This window comes from Duganella zoogloeoides (genome assembly GCF_034479515.1).
Lineage (GTDB): Bacteria > Pseudomonadota > Gammaproteobacteria > Burkholderiales > Burkholderiaceae_D > Rugamonas > Rugamonas zoogloeoides.
On the sequence record NZ_CP140152.1, the window covers coordinates 2,766,939 to 2,787,447 of the forward strand.

Here is a 20,509-nt window from a genome sequence, read left to right on the forward strand (position 1 = left end):
AGCGCGCGAATAGCCCATTATGGTCCTTGCCCGATGACGGGCAAAGCAGTTAGAGACCGAATATACGTGAGCAGTCGTATCTAAAGCCAAAGACGGAGTGTTTGCAAACGAGGAGGAGTCCATATACGGACATTTGATGCTCCACCATGTCAACGATAAATCCATGAAAGCAGAATTCCTTAGTCCTCACGATCCCTACCTTGAGTTCGACCAAGTCCTAGCTGCCGCTGGTGAGATATCGGACTCCGAGGTCGTTGCAAGCGTGGCCGTGACCGTTGATAGCGCACCGCTGGCCCGAGTAGACATTCTTGCGAGTGCAGGCGAGTCATGCTTCAGGGACGTACGTTCCATTGACAGCATGATTTACATTGGCTACGGGCGGTTCGCCTTCGTCGTCGACGTTCATCTTGGCTACGTGCGCCGCTTCTCACTTAGCGGGTATTTCGGGTATCTATATGACTCGCGTGACCTGGATCATCTTGATCGTCAGATCTCCGTCCTTGCCGCATCTGCATCTGAAGTGCTCGCATTTGACCGTATAGGGGGTCTGATCTGGAAGCAGCACGACCTTGGAATTGATGGCGTGGTACTCCACCGTGCGACACCCGGTGAGATTGATGGAGAAGGAGAATGGGATCCGCCTGGTGGGTGGCAACCGTTCAGCTTAAGGTCAGAAACTGGTTCGATAATCCGATGACCGCTTCGGGGTGACAACGTCGCATCGGGGCAGATCATGATGTTTTCTCAAGTTCAACATTCGATGCTTGAACGACCGGCTGAGAACGGCCAAGACCGGACCTTATTGGTGGAAAGCTCCTTCTTCTTTTTGAAATTGATCCAATGCGATTTTTCAGCAGAAAACCTACACCGACGTTCACAGCAATTAAGTTGTATAGCATTGGCGAGCCTAAAAACCAGGAACTTCTGTTACAACGTATCCTCAGCTCGCTACTGAAGAACTTCGGTGCATTGCCCGAGGAATTTGATATACATGGTCCTTATGGCATACGAAAGGGAAGTTCCATTGGGTATCGTGTATGCCTTGAGCGGAGAAGCAAATGGTCAATTTGGATTTAACCTCCTGATCGGCGCGCGCATCGGCGAAATAACCTATACATAGTTGGTTCTATGGTATGCGTCAGCAACCTACGTAGTTGACTTCCTGGAGCTTGTAGAGCCAATCCTTGGGCCTATGAATGCTTGGGCAAGGAGCGATTGCTGGGGATTACAAAACGCGGCGATGCTCAGTTACGAACATTGTTGATTCACGAGGTCCGTTCAGTATTAAGAACGACGGCGAGCAAGAATGATCCGATGAGTCGCTGGGTGACGCACATCGCCGAGAGGAGGCACCGCAACATCGCGGCGGTCGCACTGGTCAACAAGACGACGCGTATCGCCTGGGCGAGGATGACCAAGGGTACCGATTACCAGCCAGAAGCAGTAGCAGTTTAAGCTGTAGAGCAGTTAGTACGTAAAAAGGAGCATCCAACCACGATTGCGAAACATGCCGACGATGGCCAACAGGTCGAACCGGCGCTGGCAGAACCCGAGAATGTCTGTGGCCATTGAGTCCGGAAGAGCGATAGGGAGCGACCGCGCGAATAGCCCATTATGGTCCTTGCCCGATGGCGGGCAAAGCAGTTAGAGACCGAATATACGTGAGCAGTCGTACCTAAAATTCAAAGACGTTGCAAACGAGGAGGAGTCCATATACGGACGCAATGACATCGAACCTACATGGCAGCGCGAGCAAATAACCCGCTATCAATGATTTTGAACAGTTCTTCTATAATAAAATTAGTGCTGCGTTGGCGGGCATAGATACATCTGCCATCCCAGATATATACGCGTTGTCATTTTTCATAAACGATAATGGCGACGATCCACGTTATCCCGTTCTCCAATTGGGCTACAATACCCTGAAGCATGTCGCGGACAGCACAGCTTTTGCATCCAGTGTTGAAGAAGCAAAATGGAACTTCGCATTCTGGCTCCAGAACGAACTGGAGTTCATTGGTTTGCCTGGGACAGAAGACGCGCAACTGTTAGAAGAGCTTTTGCGGTCGCGAAACGTTTGGTACACAGACGAAGATGAGGAAGCCGATTTTGATCTATGTATGCAGCTTGGAAGTGCAATAACTGCCTACTTCGTGGACGCATGTGTTCGGATAGCTCGGGCGCTGCACGAAAATGGAGTCATCGAGCAGCAGTTTTCCCGCCCGATCCCAATTGTCGTGCATGAGCTTGAATATTACGAGAAGATTACCGTACAAACCCGATCGGCTAATCCGCTAGGATTGGCCAAGGAATTTGAAGACTGGATTGCCCGTATGTAGTTTGTGTCCGCTTCGGGGCTGTAACGGCGCATCAAGGCAAATCATAATGTTTTCGCAGCGACAACTTGCTATGCTGGTGCGACCGCAGAGAACGGCCAATGAAACACGGAGCTGGATTGCTAGATAGTGCCCTATTTTTTGAAGGACTTGCATGACAACTCGAGGTGTTTTATCAGCCATCATGGCGCTATTCATGTTGATCAGTTCGGCTAGCGAGTCAAAAATAGTCGAAAAGCCGAAGCAGCCGGAGAATAAACAGCAGTGCATTGAGCTGGGTGGAAAGTGGATGCTTTTTCCTATGGGTCAGCTCTATTTTTGCGCAATTAAAACGAATGATTCGGGCAAGGTATGTTCTGATGACAGCGAGTGCCAAGGGGACTGCGCTCCCGTGAAGAGCAAGGCCGCGAAACCAGGCGTCTGCGCACCCACGTTGCCAATGCCAAGCGGATGCTCAGAGCACTTGATTGGCGGTAAGATGGTCTCAGAGCCGTGTATTTGAAATTATGTTGAAAGCGGCCACAAGCAGCCCTCGACACGACCTATAATTCTTGAATAAATTCGATTCCTATGCCCGCCCAGGCAATTTCTCTTGACGTAGCTATTGAACCCATCGCATCTTCTGCCTTTGAAGTATTTTTTGCGTATTTAAATGACCATCTTTCCGATAACGGAAAACCCGGAAATGTTTACTTTCAGCCATTGCCCTACGCTGAATCGGTATTTTCGATTGATAAGGCTAAGGCGTTTCGGGATGCGCTAGACATCCCGATGGGAGAGCCAGGTTGGCGTCGATTGTGGGGAGCGTTTACTCCTGGTCGAAAGTTGGTAGGCCACATCGACTTGCGGGCAAATCCGGAGCCATTTGCAGCTCATCGTTGCCTTCTAGGTATGGGAGTTGACCGAACCTTGAGAAAGTTTGGATTGGGACAACGCCTAATTGAACATGCGGGAAAATGGGCCTCGGAGAGCGGCAAAGTAAAGTGGATTGATTTACAAGTTTTGTCTGTTAACCAACCTGCCATTCGCCTTTATGAGCGCTCGGGCTTCACGAAAACTGGAGAGGTGCCTGAAATGTTTGAGATAGATGGCCAACCTTTTTCGTACACGAGTATGGCGAAGAGGGTTGAGGTAAATTTTAGCGACCTCGTGTAACATCATTTCGCAGGGTGGCGACAACTACCGGCCAAGGGCGGACGGACAAGAAAGGCAATATGAGGTTGTTTAGATTCCTTTTGGTTTTGACCGCTGCTTCAGCTGCCGTTGCGATAATGGTGTGCGCTTGGAGTGAAATATCGATTGATCGATGCCTAGATAGTGGCGGGCGATGGAACGGTGAGAAATCGTCCTGTGAGGGCTCGCCACGCTAGACCGTTTTCGGCCAAAAGCAGCAAGTCGTTATAGAAAGTTTTTATATGAATTCGCGTTCAACCGAAGGCTACACGCCACCTGAAAACCGAGCTCAGCTTGAACTGCGATATGCTGCTGGAGAGCGCTATTTTCCGAATACCGACTTGAGCGGCGAGTCCCTTGTTGGAATCAAACTGGATGGTGCTGACTTCGAAAAGCATTCTTGGTTTTTCGACGCTGATTTTTCTAGAGCGAGCTTGCGCGGCGTAAGCTTTAGAGGATGTAATCTTAAATGTGTTAATTTTTCAGCCGCGGACCTCACTGGTGCAATCCTCGAACTTGCCGCAATCGAGTCGATAAAAACAAATGGTGCGACACTATCGGAGGTGAAAGTCCGTGGCGCAACCTTCTACGGCTGTGAGCTTGGCGAGAACGTTGAACTGCCGTCTTGGAACTGGTAAGCTGATGCCCGAGTTCGGCCACAAGCAGCCCTTCAACTATCGTCCAAAAGCTTATGCAAGAAAATGTTCAAACTGTGCTGCTCGAAATGGCGTCGCTCTTGCGGGCTTATTATGATACGGACTGGGGCAAGGCATATGAAAAGCTCGCCAACTACATCGTAGTTTCTCCTGACGAGACCGCACGCCGGATACTGGCCAGTTATGGCGGAATGGGGTCTATCAATGACGTTGTTCTTACGTCGGGTGGACGCCCTCTGATTGAAGAGAACAACAGATTTGATTTGCTACGCTCCCAACTCAAGAGGCTATGCTTAAATAGTCTGAATGGACCAAGTAGTAGCTAGGCCGATTCCGGCCAGGAACGGACATTCATGGAGAACATTTGCAGGCCGCGATGACTAAGAAATTGTATGGTGTGGTATTTGCCTCTGCGGCAGACGCAGAATATGAGGGCATGGCTCATGTCTGGGTGCGTGACGCGAATACTGCACACTGGTTTTCCCTGTCTCGTGCTGTCGAATCCGACTGCATTGAAGTCATGGTTTCGGACCAACTCAGCTGTTATGATGAGGTTAACGTAACGCTCTCAAAAACTGGAATTCTTGTTCGGCTAAACGATGCAGGAACACAATCGCTCGACGGCCATCATGAATATTCTATCGAATTTCATCCCGAGAGCGTAGACATAGCTGAAATTAGAGAGACTTTGGAAGTTATTTTCAGGGGGAAATCAGGATTGCTGCTACATGTCTGACCATCACCGCCGCAACCGGCCAGAAGCGGCCGGTCACTTGAAAGCGAGGTACTGGAAATGAAGCTCGAGAATATTCATCGCTGGATGCTTTGCGTCGTCGGGGGAGCAGCTTTATTGTGGGTAGCATTTGGCTACTTCTTTAATCGCATGATGGCACTTAGGTATTATACGCAGCTTTGGACAGGTTTTAGCTTGTACGACACAGTCATCACCGTATTGGCGAACTACTTCATACTTACTTCGCTGTCTGGTAGATGGGCATTATGGCTTGGCCGATAACGGCCAAAAGCGTATGCTCCAGGACTGTTTAAAAAATATAGGATGTTCTGAAAGTATTTCGTATAATCGGGTGGTTTTATTCCTTGATCGTCTTTTTTTTTTCGGCTAGCTTCGCTTGGTACTCTCATATTCGTTTTTCTAAATCGGTGGGCGAACACCTATTGCCCGAACTTTTACTCTTTTTTGTCACAATCCCGGCATCTCTTGCGCTTGAGCCACTCTGTGAAAGTCTCAGTATTTTTATTGATGGGCCGTCTGCTGGCCTCACTTTTCTTATGCTGTGTGGAGCTACGCAGGTAAGTGCATTATTTGTCATGGACTATTTGGTTTCTCGTAAATAGAACGCAACAGTGAACCTTGATGCTGTGAAAGAAGCTCGCGTCAGGAATTGGCCAAAAGCGGAATGTCGTGCTTAATCGAGAATCGATACTTTATTCATCAATTCCAGCCTTATGAAGAACCGCCTTGCTCAGCTCATCTTTTTAGCTTTCTTTCAAAGCACTGCGTTAGCGCAAAGCTCACTTGAGCCATGTCGAAAAGATTTCATTGATGCCTACCATGTCGGCGTCAACAAAGTCATTGATGATGCTGTTGCCGTACCTTCTTCACTTCAGCTAACAACTTTTCCATCATTTCAGGCTGAATCTGGGTTGCGGTTAGTCGCATCCAAGGTCTACTTTGTGGAGTTTCAAACATCGTTCTGGGGCGATTCGTATGTGGTTGACCGTAAAGGAAATGGCCGCATGGACTTTACCAAGCCCAGAACGGTGGCGAAATCAAGAAGCGCTCCATTAAGCTCAGATACAGCGCAACGTATTGGGCGTGCGTACTCAAAAGCTATTACTGAAGCAACACAATCGGGCAGGACGGGATTGGATGGGACCGCTTACGTGCTTTCGACGGGGAAGGGAGATTGCGCGTGGGCTTGGTCTCCGGAGCCGAATTCTCAGAATGGGCAATTAATCGAGTTGATGCGAAGATTGGAGACGCACACCAAATTCTCGTCTTTAATTGATTTACAAAGAAGTGAAAAGTCTATCATTCAACTTCTCAACACCATCGAGAGAGTGGGAAAATAATCTGCGTACTTCAGCTAAGGGGCGAAAACAGTCATTCGCAATATTCCGCTAATTCTGCAAATTACCCAAAAATTAATACCCAGCTAGCGTAACTCCTGCGCTTCCGAACCCGTCAGTGGCATGCATGAATGCGTTCGCAGAGTATTTAAGAAATCCGACTTCATACCAGCGCTGGTGTCAAACCTTATAGCTCATCCACAGCCATATCATGTGTAGCTGTACTTGACCAGGAATACCACGGCGATAATCCACACCACCGGCTTGACCTGGCGCGCCTGGCCGGTCAGTAGCTTGAGGCCGGCGTAGGTGATGAAGCCGAAGGCGATGCCGTGCGCGATTGAATAGGTAAACGGAATCACCAGCGCGGTGATGGCGGCCGGCACGCTTTCGGTGGTCTCGGTCCAGTCGACCTCCACCAGGTCGCGCAGCATCAGGCACGCGACAAACAGCAGCGCGGGCGCGGTAGCGTAGGCGGGTACCACGCGGGCGATCGGCGCGAAGAACAGGGCGGCCAGGAACAGTGCCGCGACCACCACGGCGGTCAGGCCCGTGCGGCCACCGGCCTGCACGCCGGCCGCGCTCTCCAGGTAGGCGGTGGTGCTGGACGTGCCCAACATGGAGCCGGCCAGGATGGCGCCGCTGTCGGCCATCAGCGCCTTGTTCAGGCGCGCCATCTTGCCGCCGACCAGCAGGCCGGCGCGGCTGGCCACGCCCATCAGGGTGCCGGTGGCGTCGAACAATTCCACCAGGAAGAACACCAGCACCACGTTGAACAAGCCGATCGACAGGGCGCCGGACAGGTCGAGGTGGAAGAAGGTCGGTGCGATCGATGGCGGCAGCGACATGAAGCCGTTGAAGGTATTGCCGCCGAAGAAAAAACTGAGCACGGTGACGGCAACGATGCCGATCAGCAAAGCCCCCGGCACTTTCAGGCGGTCCAGGGTGACGATCAGCAGGAAGCCGAACACGGCCATGATGGTGTGCGGATTATGCATGTCGCCTACCGTGACCAGGGTGGCGGGGCTGCCGACCACCAGGCCCGAGCTTTTCATGGCGATCAGGGCCAGGAAAAGTCCGAGGCCCACGGTGATAGCCACCCGCAACGAGTGCGGGATGCCGTTGACGATGTGCTCGCGCACCTTAAAAATGCTGACCAGGAAGAACAGGCAGCCGGAAATGAAGACCGCGCCCAGCGCCGATTGCCACGGCACGCCCATGCCCAGCACCACGGCGTAGGCGAAATAGGCGTTCAGGCCCATGCCGGGCGCCATGCCGATCGGGTAGTTGGCATACAGGCCCATGATCAGGCTGCCGATGGCGGCGGCCACGCAGGTGGCCACGAACACCGCGTCGCGCGGCATGCCGGCGTCGCCGAGGATGGTGGGGTTGACGAAGATAATGTAGGCCATCGTCAGGAAGGTGGTAATGCCGGCCACCACCTCGGTGCGTACGTTGCTGCCATGCTCGGGGAGCTGGAAAAATCGGGAAATCGGGGACTGATGAGAGGACACGGGGGGCTCCTGCGGTAGCGGCGGTTTTTTTGCGAGGGCGAACAATAGCACGGATGGGCTATCTTTTTTTCATGGGGCCAGCGCGTAGCCGTCGCGACCCTGACGCTTGGCCTGGTACAGCGCGGCGTCGGCGCGCGCCACCAGCGCGGCTGGGGCCAGGTCGTCGCCGTCGAGCAAGGCGATGCCGATGCTGGTGGTGACCAGCAAGGGCGCGCCGTCCACGGTGAATGGCACCCGGATCGCGGCGACGATTTTTTGCGCCATCCGCGCCGCTTCGTCGGCCTGGTCCACCTGCTCGAAGATGATGACGAATTCGTCGCCGGCAATGCGCGCCACCGTATCGGCCGCGCGCACGTTGGCGCCCAGGCGGGTGGCGAATTCGCACAGCACGGCGTCGCCGGCGGCGTGGCCCAGGCTGTCGTTGATGGATTTGAAGCGGTCGATGTCGAGATAGGCCAGCGCGAGCGGCATGCGGTTGCGGCGCGCCCGCACCACGGCCTGTTGCAGCACTTCCTCGAAGTACAGGCGGTTGGCAATGCCCGTCAGCGGATCGATGCGGGCCAGTTGGGTCAGCCGCTCTTCGAACGCCACCCGTTCGGTGATGTCGTGCAAAAACGCCGTGGCATAGTAGGCGCCGCCATGGCGGATCGAGCCGACCGACAGTTCGACCGGCACTTCGTGGCCGTCGCGGTGCAGGGCGGTGATGCGCACCCGCGCGTTGATCAGGCGCCCCATGCGGCCTTCGCCAAACGCCTGCATGCCGGCCTGGTGCGCGCCGCGCATGGCCGGCGGCACGATCAGTTCGGCGATATCGCGGCCCAGCGCTTCGGCACGGCGCCAGCCGAACGTGCGTTCGGCCGCTTCGTTCCAGTTAGTGATGGCGCCGTCGGCCGCGCAGCTGACAAATGCGTCCGGCGCCCGCTCGAGGATGCTGCTGATCAGCGCTTCGCTGTCGCGCACCGCCTTTTGCGCCGCTTCGCGCTCGGCCATCAGCTCGTGGAATGCGCCGGCCAGGTCGCCGATCTCGTCGGGGCGGCACGGTTGCAACACGCCGATGTCGGCGCTGCCGTTGCGGATCTCGCCGATGTGCTGGCGCAGCAAGCTCAGCGGGCGCAACATGGCGCGGACCGCCAGCCAGGCCATCACGCCGGCCATGGCCGCAAACGCGGCCGCTGCCAGCATGCCCTTGTGGCGCATGGCGATCATCGGTGCAAATGCCTCATCGACCGGGTAGCGGGCGCCGACGATCCAGTCCGCGCTGCGCAAGCGCTTATAGGAATAGATGCTGGGCGTGCCATCTTGTCCAGTCGCCTCGGTCCAGCCTTCGAACCCTTCCAGCGCCCGTTGCATGCCAAGATTGAGGTTGTCACGCTTGGTCACGTCTTCGAGCAGCAACGCGCGGTCCGGGTGCTGGACCAGGATGCCGCGGGTGGTGAAGATGAACGAGTAACCGGTGCGTCCCGATCGTTGCCCGGCCACCTGTTCCAGCATGCTGGAGTCCGCAAGATCGAGGCTGCCGCCCAGCATCATGGTGGCACGGCCTTCAGCGTCTTTCACCGGTTGCATGATCACCACTGCCGGCGCGCCGGTCATCACGCTCTTGTAGGGCGGCGAAACGATGGCCTTGCCGTCTGCCAGCACCTTGGCCAGGTAGGCGCGCAGCGAGGCGCTGGTGTCAAGCGTGGCCACGCCTTGGCCCTGGGTGTGCAGCAGGTCGCCCTGCCGGTTGTAGATGACCAGGTTGCGAAACTCGCGCCGCGCGATCGGGTGGCGGTTGACGAACTCGAGCATGTCTGCCGCGCTGGCGGTGGCTGCCGGCGGCAAGTCTTCGGCCAGGCTGGCCAGCAGCAGCTTTTTGGCGTTCAATTGCGCGTCGATCTGGGCAGCCGATGATGACAGCAATGCAAATTGCTGGTTGCCGATAATGGCTTTCATGTCGCGCTCCGCCAGTACCAGCGCCACCCACGTCACGATCATGGTGGCGGCCAGCACCAGCAAAATCACGACCAGGGTCATGCGAAACTTGAGACTCCGTGGCAGGATGACGGCTACGTCCATGGTGCGCTTTTCGAGGGGGGCTGAACCTAGTATTGCATAGGAGACAGAGTTACACCAGCAAGCGCTGGTGTAGTGTGGCAATAGTGTCGGCAGTCGTGCGACTTCCGCGCTCAGCATTCATTAGGATAGGCCATGCGAATGTTTAAGGAGTACGACATGCCCAGAGGCGCCAACCCCAAGCGCGAGCGCGAATTCAAGGAACTGGAACAGAAGTTCAAGCAGGAGGGCCGCTACCCTGGCCACGAGGAGGAAGTCGCCGCCCGCATCGTCAACCAGCAGCGCGCCGACGCCGGCGAGACCAAGGAACCGCAAGGCGGTCGCACCGGCACCGGTTATCGCCGACGAAACACGGTACGGCGTGCCAAAGCGTCGTGACAAAAAAATGGCCGGTCCCTTGGGGAACCGGCCATTTTTTTGCTAGTATCCTGCCTCACAATATTTTCCGCCTTCTCAATGAATTTGATCCAGCGTTCGGCCGCCGCCGTGTTCGTTGCCGGTGGCCTGCTGGCCGCCAGCCTGGCAGCCGCCAGCCAATGCCCGACCCATTATGTCGATGGCCGTCCCCCTGAAATTCTCAATCGCAAGATGGAAGCAGCTACCACCGAACTCTGCTACGGCGTGTTTGGTGTCATGCATTCCGGCATCACCCGCACGCCGCTGTGGTCGGCCGAGCATCTGAAGGTGGACAATCTCGAGGCCGCCAAGGACTTGTCGCGCGAGAACTCTTTCCATGCTGAAAAACGGTTGCCGGCCATTGCCCGCGCCGAGCTGGCCGACTATGCGCGCAGCGGCTACGATCGCGGCCACATGGCGCCCAATGCCGACATGCCCGACCGCAGCACCCAGCGCGAAAGCTTTACCCTGGCCAATATGGTGCCGCAAGATGGCGATATCAACCGCAACCTGTGGGCAGGCATCGAAGGCGTGGTGCGCGGCATGGCCAGGAAAGAAGGCGACCTCTACGTGCTGACCGGGCCGGCCTTCATCGGCAGCAACTTGCAAAAAGTCGGCAGGGTGCTGGTACCCACCCATTTGTACAAGCTCGTGTATAGCCCGCGCCAGCGCGCCGGCGGCGCCTATTTTGTCGAGAACAAGGCCGGCGCCACCTACGAGACCCTGACCGTGGCGCAACTGGAAAGCCGGATCGGCATCGATCTGCTACCGTCGTTGTCGGCGCGCGAAAAACAAGTGATGCTGCGCCTGCCCAATGTGCGTCAACGCAAGGAACGGAGTAAATAATGACTTTCAAACCCTATGCCAACGAAGCGGACGTGCTGACCATCGGCCGTCTCACCATCGAAAACCGGCTCGACCGCATCACCATCAGCGGCGACATCGATCTGACCGCCGACCAGGCCGGCCTGGCCGGTGCCCGCGACTTGCACCGCCTGCTGGGCGACGTGGTGAAACATCTGGAAGCGCGGCAGGACTTGCCGAAGCAGTTGCCACCCCCCACCGTGGAAACGGTGGACAACCCGTTCGCCTGAGGCCGTTCTAAAGGCTCAAGCCAGCAATTCGCTATTGGGCAGGCTGATACGGTTGCGGCCCATGTGTTTGGCGCGGTACAGCGCCGAATCGGCCGTCGCCACCAACTGGCTGGGATCGGTATCGTGCGAGGGCAGGGCGGTGGCGGCGCCGATGCTTACCGTCACCACGTGCGGCTGGCTGCCCAGGTTGGGCAGGTGCAGTTGCTCGACCCGGCAGCGGATCCGTTCCGCCACGATTGCCGCCCCTTTCAGCGACTGGTTGGGCAGGATCACCGCGAATTCTTCACCGCCGTAGCGCGCTACCAGGTCGTTGGTGCGCATCTCGTTGGCGACGGCGGCGGCAATGCGCTGCAGGCATTCGTCGCCACCGAGGTGGCCGTAGGCATCGTTGTACTGCTTGAAATTATCCACGTCCACCATCAGCAACGACAATGGCTGCTGCTGGCGCAGTGCGCGCTGCCACTCCGCTTGCAGGGTGTTGTCGAAGCAGCGGCGGTTGGCCAGGCCGGTCAGGCCGTCGCAGGTGGCCAGCTGTTCCAGCGCCACCTGGGCGCGTTTTTCGTCGGTGACATCGCGCAGGGTTTCCACCACAGCCAGCAACTTGCCGCTGGCGTCGAGTATCGGGCTGGCGTCGGCCGCCAGGAACCGGCGCCTTCCCACGCGCGGCATGTCGCACCAGTTTTGCGAGCCCAGGCTGGCGTCGGCTTCGCCGGAGCGCGCCGGCCGGCCTGTGCCTGTCGCCAGCTGGCGGCTGCCTTCGATCACCAGGTCGGCCAGGGTGGGGCGCCGGTCTTCGTAAAACGCTTGCCAGTGGTTGTCGGTACCCAGCACCTCCCACGCCTGCACGCCGGTCAGGCGTTCGCAGGCGGCGTTCCAGATGATCACCTTGCCGTCGATATCGATGACGAAAGTCGGTATCACCAGCGATTGCAACATATTGAGCGCAAAGCCGTGCTGCTGGTTTGCCTGGGACAATTCCGTAGTGTGCAACATCATGTGCGAAACCTTGTGCGTACTGTTCATGACGTCCTTTGCTGGTCGGCGGATGGACTACTGGATTAACGACTTAATGGATGGTGGTGAGCGGGAAGGACATGGTCAGCGCCGTGCCCTGGCCGGGCGTGCTGGCGACATCGAAACGCCCGCCCGCCTCGGCAACGCGCTCGGCGATGCCGCGCAAGCCCACCCGGACGCCTGTCCGGCAGGCGGACGGAGGCGGCGCCTGCATGCCGACGCCGTTGTCCTGCACGGTCAGGTCGAGGCGGTTGGCGGCGCGGGCGATCGCCACCGAGACCTGGGTGGCATGAGCGTGGCGGGCGATGTTGCTGAGCGACTCTTGCAGGATGCGGTAGATCATTTTTTCAACGCCGGCATCGCGGTTGTCGAATACCTCGGGCTGGACGTCGAGCTGGCAGGGAATGCCGGAGAGGCGCGAAAATTGCGCCAGTTGCCCGTTGACGGCCGCCTCCAGGCCGTTTTCCAGCGCCTCCGGTTGCAAGTCGCGCACCACGCAGCGCATGGCGCGCAAGGTGTGCTGGACATGGCCGTCGATCCGGTCCACTATTTCTCCCAGCGCCGGCTGGCTGGCGCCCAGTGCGCGCAGTTCCATGCCCAGGGTGAGCAGGTGCTGGCCGAGGTCGTCGTGCAGGTCGCGGGCGATGCGGCGCCGTTCGGCGTCACGCAGCGATTGCTGGCTGGCGCTCAGGTGGCACACCTGGCGCCGGGTATCGGCCAGCGCTTGTTCGGCCTGTTCGCGCGTGGCGCGTTCGCGCTCCAGTCGCGCCTGCAGGCGGTGCAGTGCCATATGCTGGTGGCGCTGGCGCCAGCAGAGGGACAGGGTCAACCCGGCCAGCAGGCACATGCCCGCCACGATGAGGTCGATTTCATTCAGTAGTGCAGCGGTTTCCATGCCCGGTATCTCCCTGTGAATGTTATTCCCAATGACAAATTGGTTGCAAAAAAGCAGGACTCGATTCGAAGAAAATACCTTGCTTGCCTATTTGCATCTTTGTGCAATGTCAATTCATGCTGCAATGCATGAAAAAGTGACGGATCAGGACAGCCGCGGACGCGTGCGATATAATCGAGGGTTGTCCATTCAGGAACTATCGTGACTTACAGCATCAAAGAGATTTTCTATACCTTGCAGGGCGAGGGCGCGCATGCCGGCCGGCCGGCCGTGTTCTGCCGCTTTTCCGGGTGTAACCTGTGGACCGGCCGCGAGAGCGACCGGGCCAGCGCCATCTGCCAGTTTTGCGATACCGACTTCGTCGGCACCGACGGTGAAGGCGGCGGCAAGTTCAAGTCGCCCGAGGAGCTGGCCGCCACCATCAATGCGCTGTGGCCCGAAAGTTATCCCGCCAGCAAATACGTGGTGTTTACCGGCGGCGAGCCGCTGCTGCAACTCGACGCGCCGCTGATCGCCGCCATGCATGCGCAAGGTTTTACGATTGCCATCGAGACCAATGGCACCTTGCCGGTACCCGAAGGCGTGGACTGGATTTGCGTCAGCCCCAAGGTGGGCTCCACCCTGGTGGTGTCCAGGGGCAGCGAATTGAAAGTCGTGATTCCGCAAACCAACCAGGACCTCGCTGCCTACGAACACCTCGATTTCGAACATTTCTACGTGCAGGCGATGGACGGTCCGCTGGCCGCCTTCAACACCACGCTGGCGATCGAGACCTGCAAGCGCCATCCGAAATGGAAACTGAGCTTGCAAACCCATAAACTTTTACAGATACCATAATGCTCACCATTACCCGCAAGCTGGAGTTCGACGCCGGCCACCGTATTCCCGACCACAAAAGCCAGTGCCGCAACCTGCACGGCCACCGCTACACGCTGGAAATCACGCTCACCGGCGCGATCATCACCGCCGAAGGCAATTCCGACAACGGCATGATCATGGACTTTTCCGACGTCAAGACGCTGGCCAAGCAGCACCTGGTCGATGTGTGGGACCACGCCTTCATCGTTTATGAGAAGGACACGGCGGTGCGTGAATTCCTGGCCAGCCTGCCCGACCACAAGACCGTCGTGATCGACCGTATTCCTACCGTGGAAAACCTGGCCCACGTGGCATTCGGCATCCTCAAGGCAGCGTTCACCGACCGTTTCGGCACCGGCCTGCGCCTGCACAAGCTGGTGCTGCACGAAACCCCGAACTGCTGGGCCGAGATCACCGATGCCTGAATCCCTGCATGACGATTTCATGAAGCTGGCGCTGGAACAGGCCCAGCACGCATGGGATCTGGGCGAGGTGCCGGTGGGCGCGGTCGTGGTCAAGGATGGCGTGGTGATCGCCACCGGCTACAACCAGCCGATCGGCAAGCACGACCCCACCGCCCATGCCGAGATCGTCGCCCTGCGCGCCGCTGCCGAAGTGCTGGGCAACTACCGCCTGCCCGGCTGCGAGCTGTACGTGACGCTCGAACCGTGCGTGATGTGCTCGGGCGCCATGATGCACGCGCGCGTGGCGAAAATCGTGTACGGCGCGCCTGACCCCAAGACGGGCGCCTGCGGTTCGGTGGTCAACCTGTTCGAACAGGAGCAACTCAATCACCATGCGCAGGTGACCGGCGGCGTGCTGGCCGATGCCTGCGCCGATCTGCTCAAGCGTTTCTTTGCCGCCCGTCGCGCGCAAGTTGCCGCTGCCCGCCGCGCCGCAGCCGGGTCTGCGCAGTAAGGGCCGCGCAACCACCTGCCGTGATGCGCGGGCCTCGCTTGTCCGCCATGCGGCTGCGGGGTAAGATGGCAGTGGATTCTTCCCTGCCGGCCGCGCCCGCGCCGGCGGCCACTCCGTCACCATCCGAGGCATTTTGAACCCACCACCGACAGGCATCGCCATTGTCGCGCCAAGCGGCCTCGCGCCCGACGCCGACGCCCTCGACGCCGGCATCGTCCGCCTGCAGCAGCAGGGCTTTATCGTCCATAACTATTACGATCACGCCGCCCGCCACCAGCGCTTCGGCGGCACCGACGAAGCGCGCGTGGCGCAGCTGCACGCCGCCGCCGCCAACCCGGCGGTCAAGGTGGTGATGGCCTTGCGCGGCTCCTACGGCATGACCCGGCTGCTGCCGCACATCGATTACCAATTGCTGGCCGACAGCGGCAAGCTGTTCGTCGGCTACAGCGATTTCACCGCCTTGCAGATGGCCCTGATGCAGGCGACCGGCCACATCAGCTTTGCCGGCCCGATGTTCTGCGCCGATTTCGCACCGGCCGAGCTTGATGACTACACGGTCGCCGAGTTTTTCAATTGCCTGCGTGGCCCGCAGCACCGGGTGCTGGGCGCTGTGGCCGACGGCGCGTCCGATAACCCCGAGATCACGGTAGCGGGGCGGTTGTGGGGCGGCAACCTGGCGATGCTGGTTAGCCTGCTGGGCACGCCGTATTTCCCGACCATCGATGATGGCATCCTGTTCCTGGAAGACGTGGGCGAGCACCCGTACCGGGTGGAGCGTATGCTGTTGCAGCTGCAGCAGGCCGGCGTGCTGGGCCGGCAGCGCGCGCTGGTGCTCGGTGAGTTCACCGCCTATAAACTGGGCGCGTACGAGAACGGCTACGACTTCGAGGCCATGCTGGCCTACGTGCGCGCCACGCTGCCGCTGCCGGTGCTCACCGGCCTGCCGCTGGGCCATGTGCGGCGCCACACCACCTTGCCATTCGGCGGCATGGCGCAACTCACCTCGAGCCCACGCGGCTTCACCCTGACCATCGCCGACTATCCCACCTTGTAAGTTTTCTAGTCGATGCGGCGCACGCGCGGCGCCTGGTTTACTCCTTCGATGTCGAGGAAGTAGGTGCCGAAGAAACTGCGCTTGATGACCACCTTGGGCGCATTGAGGTCATAGTGCGACGCCGAAGTGTCGTCCACCACGCGCCAGGTCTGGCCGTTGGCCAGGCGGAAAGTCGTGCCCGGCCTCCAGCCGCTGAACGTTCCGACCAGTGCACTTTCCACGGACTCTTCCTGCTCGGTCTTGCGCATCTGTCCCGCGGTCAGACCGAAAGTGCTGTTCGCAGCAGAAGCAGGGGCTGCCGGCGCCGCTGCGCCGACCGGAATGGCGTCGTAGCAGGCCAGCTTGGCCGGCGCATCGGCCAGCGCACGGCACCGCAGCAAATCGGCATCGGCGGCCATGACGGTGGTGGACACGGAGACTGCAAACAGGGCGAACAAGGCTTTCATCGGGCGCTTTCCAGGTTGAGATGGCCGATTATATCGGCTCCCACTATAAAAAAAACAGCCCGGGACGCTTGCGCGGCCGGGCCAAAAGACATGGAGGGTATTGCCACCCTCCCTGGAGTTGCACCTAAATTAGTTACGTAAATTCAGACCGACCATGATGCGACGGCCGGCATATGCGGTGTCGAGGATGCTTGGCGTGCCATCCGCAAACGCTGCGTAGTGGGCCTGGCTGTTGGTGGTTGACGACAAATTCAGGTTGCGGCCTTCGGCAAAGATCTCGAGGTTCTTGTTGATGCGGTACGAGATCTTGGCGTCCACGTAACGGGTGGCGTCCTTGAAGTTCGGCGAACCCGGGTTGTATGGCGCGAAGGTGGTGCGGCCGCCGCCTTCGTTCGGATAGTTGTTCACCGTGTTCTTGCCGCAGGCAGCAATGCAGGTGAATTTCTGGCCTACGGCTTGCAGCGTGATCCGTGCCGAGAACTTGCCGTCGTCGTACCACAGGGCGGCGTTGTACGTGTATTTCGACTCGCCCATCGGCGGCAGTTCCTCGCCGGTCAGCAGATCGACGATGCGCGCCGTGGTGTTCGACGATTTCAGCTTGGTGTAGTTGAAATCGAAGCCGGTGTAGCGCAGCATCCACGGCAGGAACGTGAAGGCTGTCTTGCCGCCCACTTCCACGCCCTTGCGGATGATGTTCGGGCCGTTTTCATAGGTGCGGTAGTCGAAGTCGATATTGTCCACCGGCTGGCCGGTTTGCGGATCGACGATGCCGGTGCCGTCGAAGATGCGCACATCGCTGCGGCCGACCACGGTGTTGGCGCCCACGATGCCGACCTGGCGGAAGCCGGCGAGCGACAGGTTGGTGTCGCTGTTCGGATACCACTCAAGCGCCAGATTCTGGTTCTTGTTGGTTTGCGCGCGCAGGGCCGGGTTGCCGATCACGCTGCCGCAAGTCTGGTTCAGCTCGGTGTTGCCATCGATTCCGGTGCGGCGCTGGTCGTAGGTGCAATCGCCAACTGGCAGCAGGGCATTGACCGGCGGCCGCGCCACGGTCTTGGCGCGGTTGTAACGCACCACTACCTGGTCCGGCACCAGCCACATCGACAGGTTCAGCACCGGCAGGTAGTCGGTGGTCTTGGCGTGGAACGTGGTGGGCTTGCGGGTGGTGGCCGTGATGGTGCCGCCTGCATCGTTCGGGCGCAACGGGTTGTACACGCCTGGCACGGTATAGATCGACGTGAAGCCCATGTTGCCGGTGGCTGTGATCTTGGTGCGGACCATGCGGTAACCGAAGTTACCGTCAAGCTCCATGCCGAACGGCAGCGACCAGTTGGTAAACGGGATTTCGCTCATGCTGAAGTCGGTCATCAGGTAGCCGGAAGTGACTTTTTCCTTGAACGTGTTGACTGGCTGGGCATACACATTGCCGTCGTTGGCCTTGCATTCCTTGACGCAGTCGAAGTTGACGTTTGGCGATCCCACCAGCTGGAACACCTTTTCCACGTCGATCTGGTTCCAGCCATTGATGATGCCGGCGGGACGGTCGGGCATGCCGTTGAAGAACGTCGAGTTCGGCGCCTTCATCGATTGCGTAATGATGTCCAGGAACTGCTGCTGGGACATGTAAGTGGTGCCGGAATTGGCCGCTGCCGGATTGGTGTTGGCAACGTAACCGGTCTGGCAAGGCCGGCCGCCCGCGCCCAGCGAGCCCGGCGTGTCGGTGCAACCCGTAAAGAAACTGCGTACGTTGGCGCTCGGGATGATCACCGCCGGCACATAGCCAGCCTTGCCGAATTCGCCTACCTGGCTCTGCACGGTATTGCCGCCAGCTCCCCAGCTGTCACCGGACGTGGTGCGCAGGTTGAAACCGGCCTTGATGCGGCTGAAGAACGGCACCGCTTCGCCGAGGGCGTAGCTGAAGTCGGCCTTGGCGGTTTTCTCTGCGGTTTCCGCCATTTTGGGCGAATAGGTGATCTGCGGCGACTGCGTGGTCAGCGGGATCTGGTTGGCCGTGTAGGCGGGAATCGCCACTGGCACATTGGGGCCGGCCGGCACGGCAGCGGTGCCGACGGTGGCGGGACGCACACCGGCGTAAATGGTCGGGTCGGCCTGGTTGAACGTACTGCCAGGTACCGCCTCATAGGTCCACAAGCCGTTCGGCAACACCTTCATCACGGCCGGGCCGTAGTTGTAGCTCCAGTTGGTGCGCTTGTCGCCGCGGCGCCAGTCGGACTTGGAGTCGCCCACGAAGAATTCGGCGGCGAACCCGCCGTTGCGATAAGTACCGCCTGCCTGCAGGTAGCGGGTGGAGGTCTCCATCGCATTGAAGATCTGGTCGGTGTTGACGTTGGCGTCGCTGATACGCATCTGCGTGACGTGGTGATTGGCATCGACCACCACCGAACTCGGATCGACGTTGGCCACCGCGCCCTGGTACGGGTAGGCGCCGCTGACATAGCTGGGGTTGTTGTACAGGTAGTAACCGGAACCTGCCACCGGCCGGCGCACGCCATTGCCGTTGGTCACCGTATCGGTAAACGCCAGGCCGTTGTAGGTCGGGCTGTTGGTGACGGCGGGATTGACGTTCAGGCCGCCAAGGCCGTATGTCATGAAAGTGTCGTCCACCTCGCGCTTGGAATAATTGACCTTGCCATATACGCTGAGGTTGTTGTCCACCTTGAAGTCGAACCGCAGGTCGATGTTCTTGCGCTTGTCTTCCTGGCGCTTCTGAATGAAGCGCACCAGCGACGGCGAGTAGTCGTTCCACTGGTTCAGGCAGGAGATCAGCTCGTTGCTGCGCGCATTGATGGCATTGGTCAAGTTGTTGCCGCCGATCAGGGCGTTGCGCTGCGCCGTGCTCAGGTTCGGGAATGCCGCATAGCACTCGGCCTTGGTCTGGGCAGCTGCCGACTTGGTCAGGATCTCCATCGGCGTGGCCGAGTTGAAGAGGCCGCCCGCAGCCAGCGTCGATTGCAGCAGCGGCTGGTTGACGGACACATCGGTGCGCGACAGGGTACCGGGCTGGTAGCTGAAAGTCTTGTTCGGCGAGTTGTCGAAGTCGATCGCGCGCGCATAGCCCTGATCAGCCGATGTCGCCACCTGTGACGAGTGCGACTCGTTGACCACGCGCGAGGTACTGGCGTTGACCATCACACCGAGGCGGTTGTCGAAGAATTTCTTGGTGGCGATCAGGTTGGCATCGGGCGTCCAGTCCTTGTTGATCGAGCTTTGCGAGCCGGCCACGCGCAACGACACGAACGGCTCCTTGAAGTCCAGGCTGGTGCGGGTCTTGATGATGATGCCGCCGCCGAGCGAGCCTTCGGTCATGTCGGCAGTAGAACCCTTGACCACGTCAACGCTCTTGATCAGGTCGGCGGACAGCGAGCGGAACTCGGTGCCGCGGCCGCTGCCGCCCCCGTTCATGTCGGTACCACCTGCCGATTGCACGCCCTGGCCGTCGATCTCGACGCGGGTGAGGTCGGCCGAGTTGCCGCGAATGGCCACGCTGACGCCTTCACCGAAATCGCCACGGTCGAGCGCCACGCCGGAGATGCGCGAAATCGCCTCGCCGATGTTACGGTCCGGGAACGAGCCCACGTCTTCCGCAACGATGGAGTCCATCGCGGTGGCGGCGTTCTTCTTGCGCTCGATGCTCGACTGCTGCGAAGCGCGCGTGCCTTGCACCACGACCTTCTTGATCTCGCCATCGGCAGCGGCAGCGGCTTCGGTGCCTTGTGCAGGCGCGGTCTCTTGCGCAGCGGCGTAACCGCTGGCAACGAAGGACGCGAGTGCGATGGAAATGGCGTAGCTGAGCGGCTTACGGCGGGTGCCGTAATCGGTGGTCGTCATGTGTATCTCCCTGAGTGGCCTTATGGCCTGTTTTAAGTTGCGGCTGTGATCGCCCGCTGATATTTCAGTGTTTAGTCTAGTGGCGAACAACACGTCGTGGATTGCATATTAGAAAACAATCATGCGACTGATCAGTAATGTCGCTTTAACGCAAATCGGC

21 protein-coding genes are annotated in these 20,509 nt (G+C 58.8%); 15 read left to right on the forward strand and 6 right to left on the reverse strand.

What is annotated here, in order from left to right:
* Positions 1-163: 163 nt before the first annotated feature.
* The 8 genes from SR858_RS12285 (at position 164) to SR858_RS12315 (ending at position 6,259) form a co-directional block, all read left to right on the forward strand.
* Positions 164-697, forward strand: coding sequence for a hypothetical protein (locus SR858_RS12285; RefSeq protein ID WP_154819815.1), 534 nt, complete (start codon positions 164-166; stop codon positions 695-697).
* 518 nt (positions 698-1,215) lie between these two features.
* A complete protein-coding gene (locus SR858_RS12290) occupies positions 1,216-1,455 on the forward strand; it encodes a hypothetical protein (protein ID WP_322534579.1) in 240 nt (79 codons plus the stop codon).
* 356 nt (positions 1,456-1,811) lie between these two features.
* Positions 1,812-2,339, forward strand: coding sequence for a hypothetical protein (locus SR858_RS12295; RefSeq protein WP_019921087.1), 528 nt, complete (start codon positions 1,812-1,814; stop codon positions 2,337-2,339).
* Between the two features lie 567 nt (positions 2,340-2,906).
* Positions 2,907-3,491, forward strand: a complete 585-nt coding sequence (locus SR858_RS12300) for a GNAT family N-acetyltransferase (RefSeq protein WP_084669882.1) — start codon at positions 2,907-2,909, stop codon at positions 3,489-3,491.
* Between the two features lie 260 nt (positions 3,492-3,751).
* The gene (locus SR858_RS12305; protein ID WP_154819816.1) at positions 3,752-4,147 is read left to right on the forward strand and encodes a pentapeptide repeat-containing protein; all 396 of its coding nucleotides are present in this window, start codon (positions 3,752-3,754) and stop codon (positions 4,145-4,147) included.
* An 86-nt stretch (positions 4,148-4,233) separates the two neighbouring features.
* Complete coding sequence (locus SR858_RS27755; protein WP_407654709.1) at positions 4,234-4,491, forward strand: DUF6966 domain-containing protein; 258 nt, start codon at positions 4,234-4,236, stop codon at positions 4,489-4,491.
* A 50-nt stretch (positions 4,492-4,541) separates the two neighbouring features.
* A complete protein-coding gene (locus SR858_RS12310; protein ID WP_154819817.1) occupies positions 4,542-4,901 on the forward strand; it encodes a transcriptional repressor in 360 nt (119 codons plus the stop codon).
* Positions 4,902-5,632: 731 nt separating this feature from the next.
* Positions 5,633-6,259 carry a hypothetical protein gene (locus SR858_RS12315; RefSeq protein ID WP_154819818.1) on the forward strand — a complete coding sequence of 209 codons (627 nt, stop codon included), beginning with the start codon at positions 5,633-5,635 and terminating at the stop codon, positions 6,257-6,259.
* A gap of 206 nt (positions 6,260-6,465) precedes the next feature.
* Here SR858_RS12315 and SR858_RS12320 read toward each other — a convergent pair whose 3' ends face one another.
* Both SR858_RS12320 and SR858_RS12325 read right to left on the reverse strand, forming a co-directional pair.
* Positions 6,466-7,770 carry an NCS2 family permease gene (locus SR858_RS12320; RefSeq protein WP_026637152.1) on the reverse strand — a complete coding sequence of 435 codons (1,305 nt, stop codon included), beginning with the start codon at positions 7,768-7,770 and terminating at the stop codon, positions 6,466-6,468.
* Positions 7,771-7,839: 69 nt separating this feature from the next.
* Positions 7,840-9,828, reverse strand: coding sequence for a diguanylate cyclase domain-containing protein (locus tag SR858_RS12325; RefSeq protein ID WP_040377585.1), 1,989 nt, complete (start codon positions 9,826-9,828; stop codon positions 7,840-7,842).
* 132 nt (positions 9,829-9,960) lie between these two features.
* Between SR858_RS12325 and SR858_RS12330 the strand changes: the two genes are divergently transcribed.
* The 3 genes from SR858_RS12330 to SR858_RS12340 all read left to right on the forward strand — a co-directional run bounded on the left by SR858_RS12330 (position 9,961) and on the right by SR858_RS12340 (position 11,315).
* Entirely contained in the window at positions 9,961-10,203 is a 243-nt protein-coding gene (locus tag SR858_RS12330) for a hypothetical protein (RefSeq protein ID WP_229205120.1), read from the forward strand.
* Positions 10,204-10,281: 78 nt separating this feature from the next.
* On the forward strand, positions 10,282-11,067 hold the full coding sequence (locus tag SR858_RS12335; protein ID WP_019921093.1) for a DNA/RNA non-specific endonuclease: 786 nt from the start codon (positions 10,282-10,284) through the stop codon (positions 11,065-11,067).
* A complete protein-coding gene (locus SR858_RS12340) occupies positions 11,067-11,315 on the forward strand; it encodes a hypothetical protein (protein WP_019921094.1) in 249 nt (82 codons plus the stop codon). Before SR858_RS12335 ends, SR858_RS12340 begins: the two co-directional genes overlap by 1 nt.
* A 15-nt stretch (positions 11,316-11,330) precedes the next feature.
* On the opposite strand, the gene SR858_RS12345 is transcribed toward SR858_RS12340, so the two are convergent.
* Both SR858_RS12345 and SR858_RS12350 read right to left on the reverse strand, forming a co-directional pair.
* Positions 11,331-12,311, reverse strand: a complete 981-nt coding sequence (locus SR858_RS12345; RefSeq protein ID WP_154819820.1) for a sensor domain-containing diguanylate cyclase — start codon at positions 12,309-12,311, stop codon at positions 11,331-11,333.
* Positions 12,312-12,381: 70 nt separating this feature from the next.
* Positions 12,382-13,224, reverse strand: a complete 843-nt coding sequence (locus SR858_RS12350; protein WP_019921096.1) for a sensor histidine kinase — start codon at positions 13,222-13,224, stop codon at positions 12,382-12,384.
* A gap of 201 nt (positions 13,225-13,425) precedes the next feature.
* On the opposite strand from SR858_RS12350, the gene queE reads away from it, so the two are divergent.
* The 4 genes from queE to ldcA all read left to right on the forward strand — a co-directional run bounded on the left by queE (position 13,426) and on the right by ldcA (position 16,054).
* Positions 13,426-14,061 (forward strand): 7-carboxy-7-deazaguanine synthase, encoded by a 636-nt coding sequence (gene queE, locus SR858_RS12355; protein WP_019921097.1) that lies wholly within the window; start codon positions 13,426-13,428, stop codon positions 14,059-14,061.
* Positions 14,061-14,507 (forward strand): 6-carboxytetrahydropterin synthase QueD, encoded by a 447-nt coding sequence (gene queD, locus SR858_RS12360; protein ID WP_019921098.1) that lies wholly within the window; start codon positions 14,061-14,063, stop codon positions 14,505-14,507. The genes queE and queD overlap by 1 nt, the downstream gene beginning before the upstream one ends.
* Positions 14,500-15,000 (forward strand): tRNA adenosine(34) deaminase TadA, encoded by a 501-nt coding sequence (gene tadA / locus SR858_RS12365; RefSeq protein ID WP_019921099.1) that lies wholly within the window; start codon positions 14,500-14,502, stop codon positions 14,998-15,000. The genes queD and tadA overlap by 8 nt, the downstream gene beginning before the upstream one ends.
* Before the next feature lie 133 nt (positions 15,001-15,133).
* Positions 15,134-16,054: a muramoyltetrapeptide carboxypeptidase gene (gene ldcA, locus SR858_RS12370; protein ID WP_019921100.1), complete on the forward strand. Its 921-nt coding sequence runs from the start codon at positions 15,134-15,136 to the stop codon at positions 16,052-16,054.
* Between the two features lie 5 nt (positions 16,055-16,059).
* Here the strand turns inward: ldcA and SR858_RS12375 are convergent, their stop codons facing one another.
* Positions 16,060-16,500, reverse strand: coding sequence for a hypothetical protein (locus SR858_RS12375; RefSeq protein WP_019921101.1), 441 nt, complete (start codon positions 16,498-16,500; stop codon positions 16,060-16,062).
* 129 nt (positions 16,501-16,629) lie between these two features.
* Positions 16,630-20,349: a TonB-dependent receptor gene (locus SR858_RS12380; protein WP_019921102.1), complete on the reverse strand. Its 3,720-nt coding sequence runs from the start codon at positions 20,347-20,349 to the stop codon at positions 16,630-16,632.
* Positions 20,350-20,509: the final 160 nt, after the last annotated feature.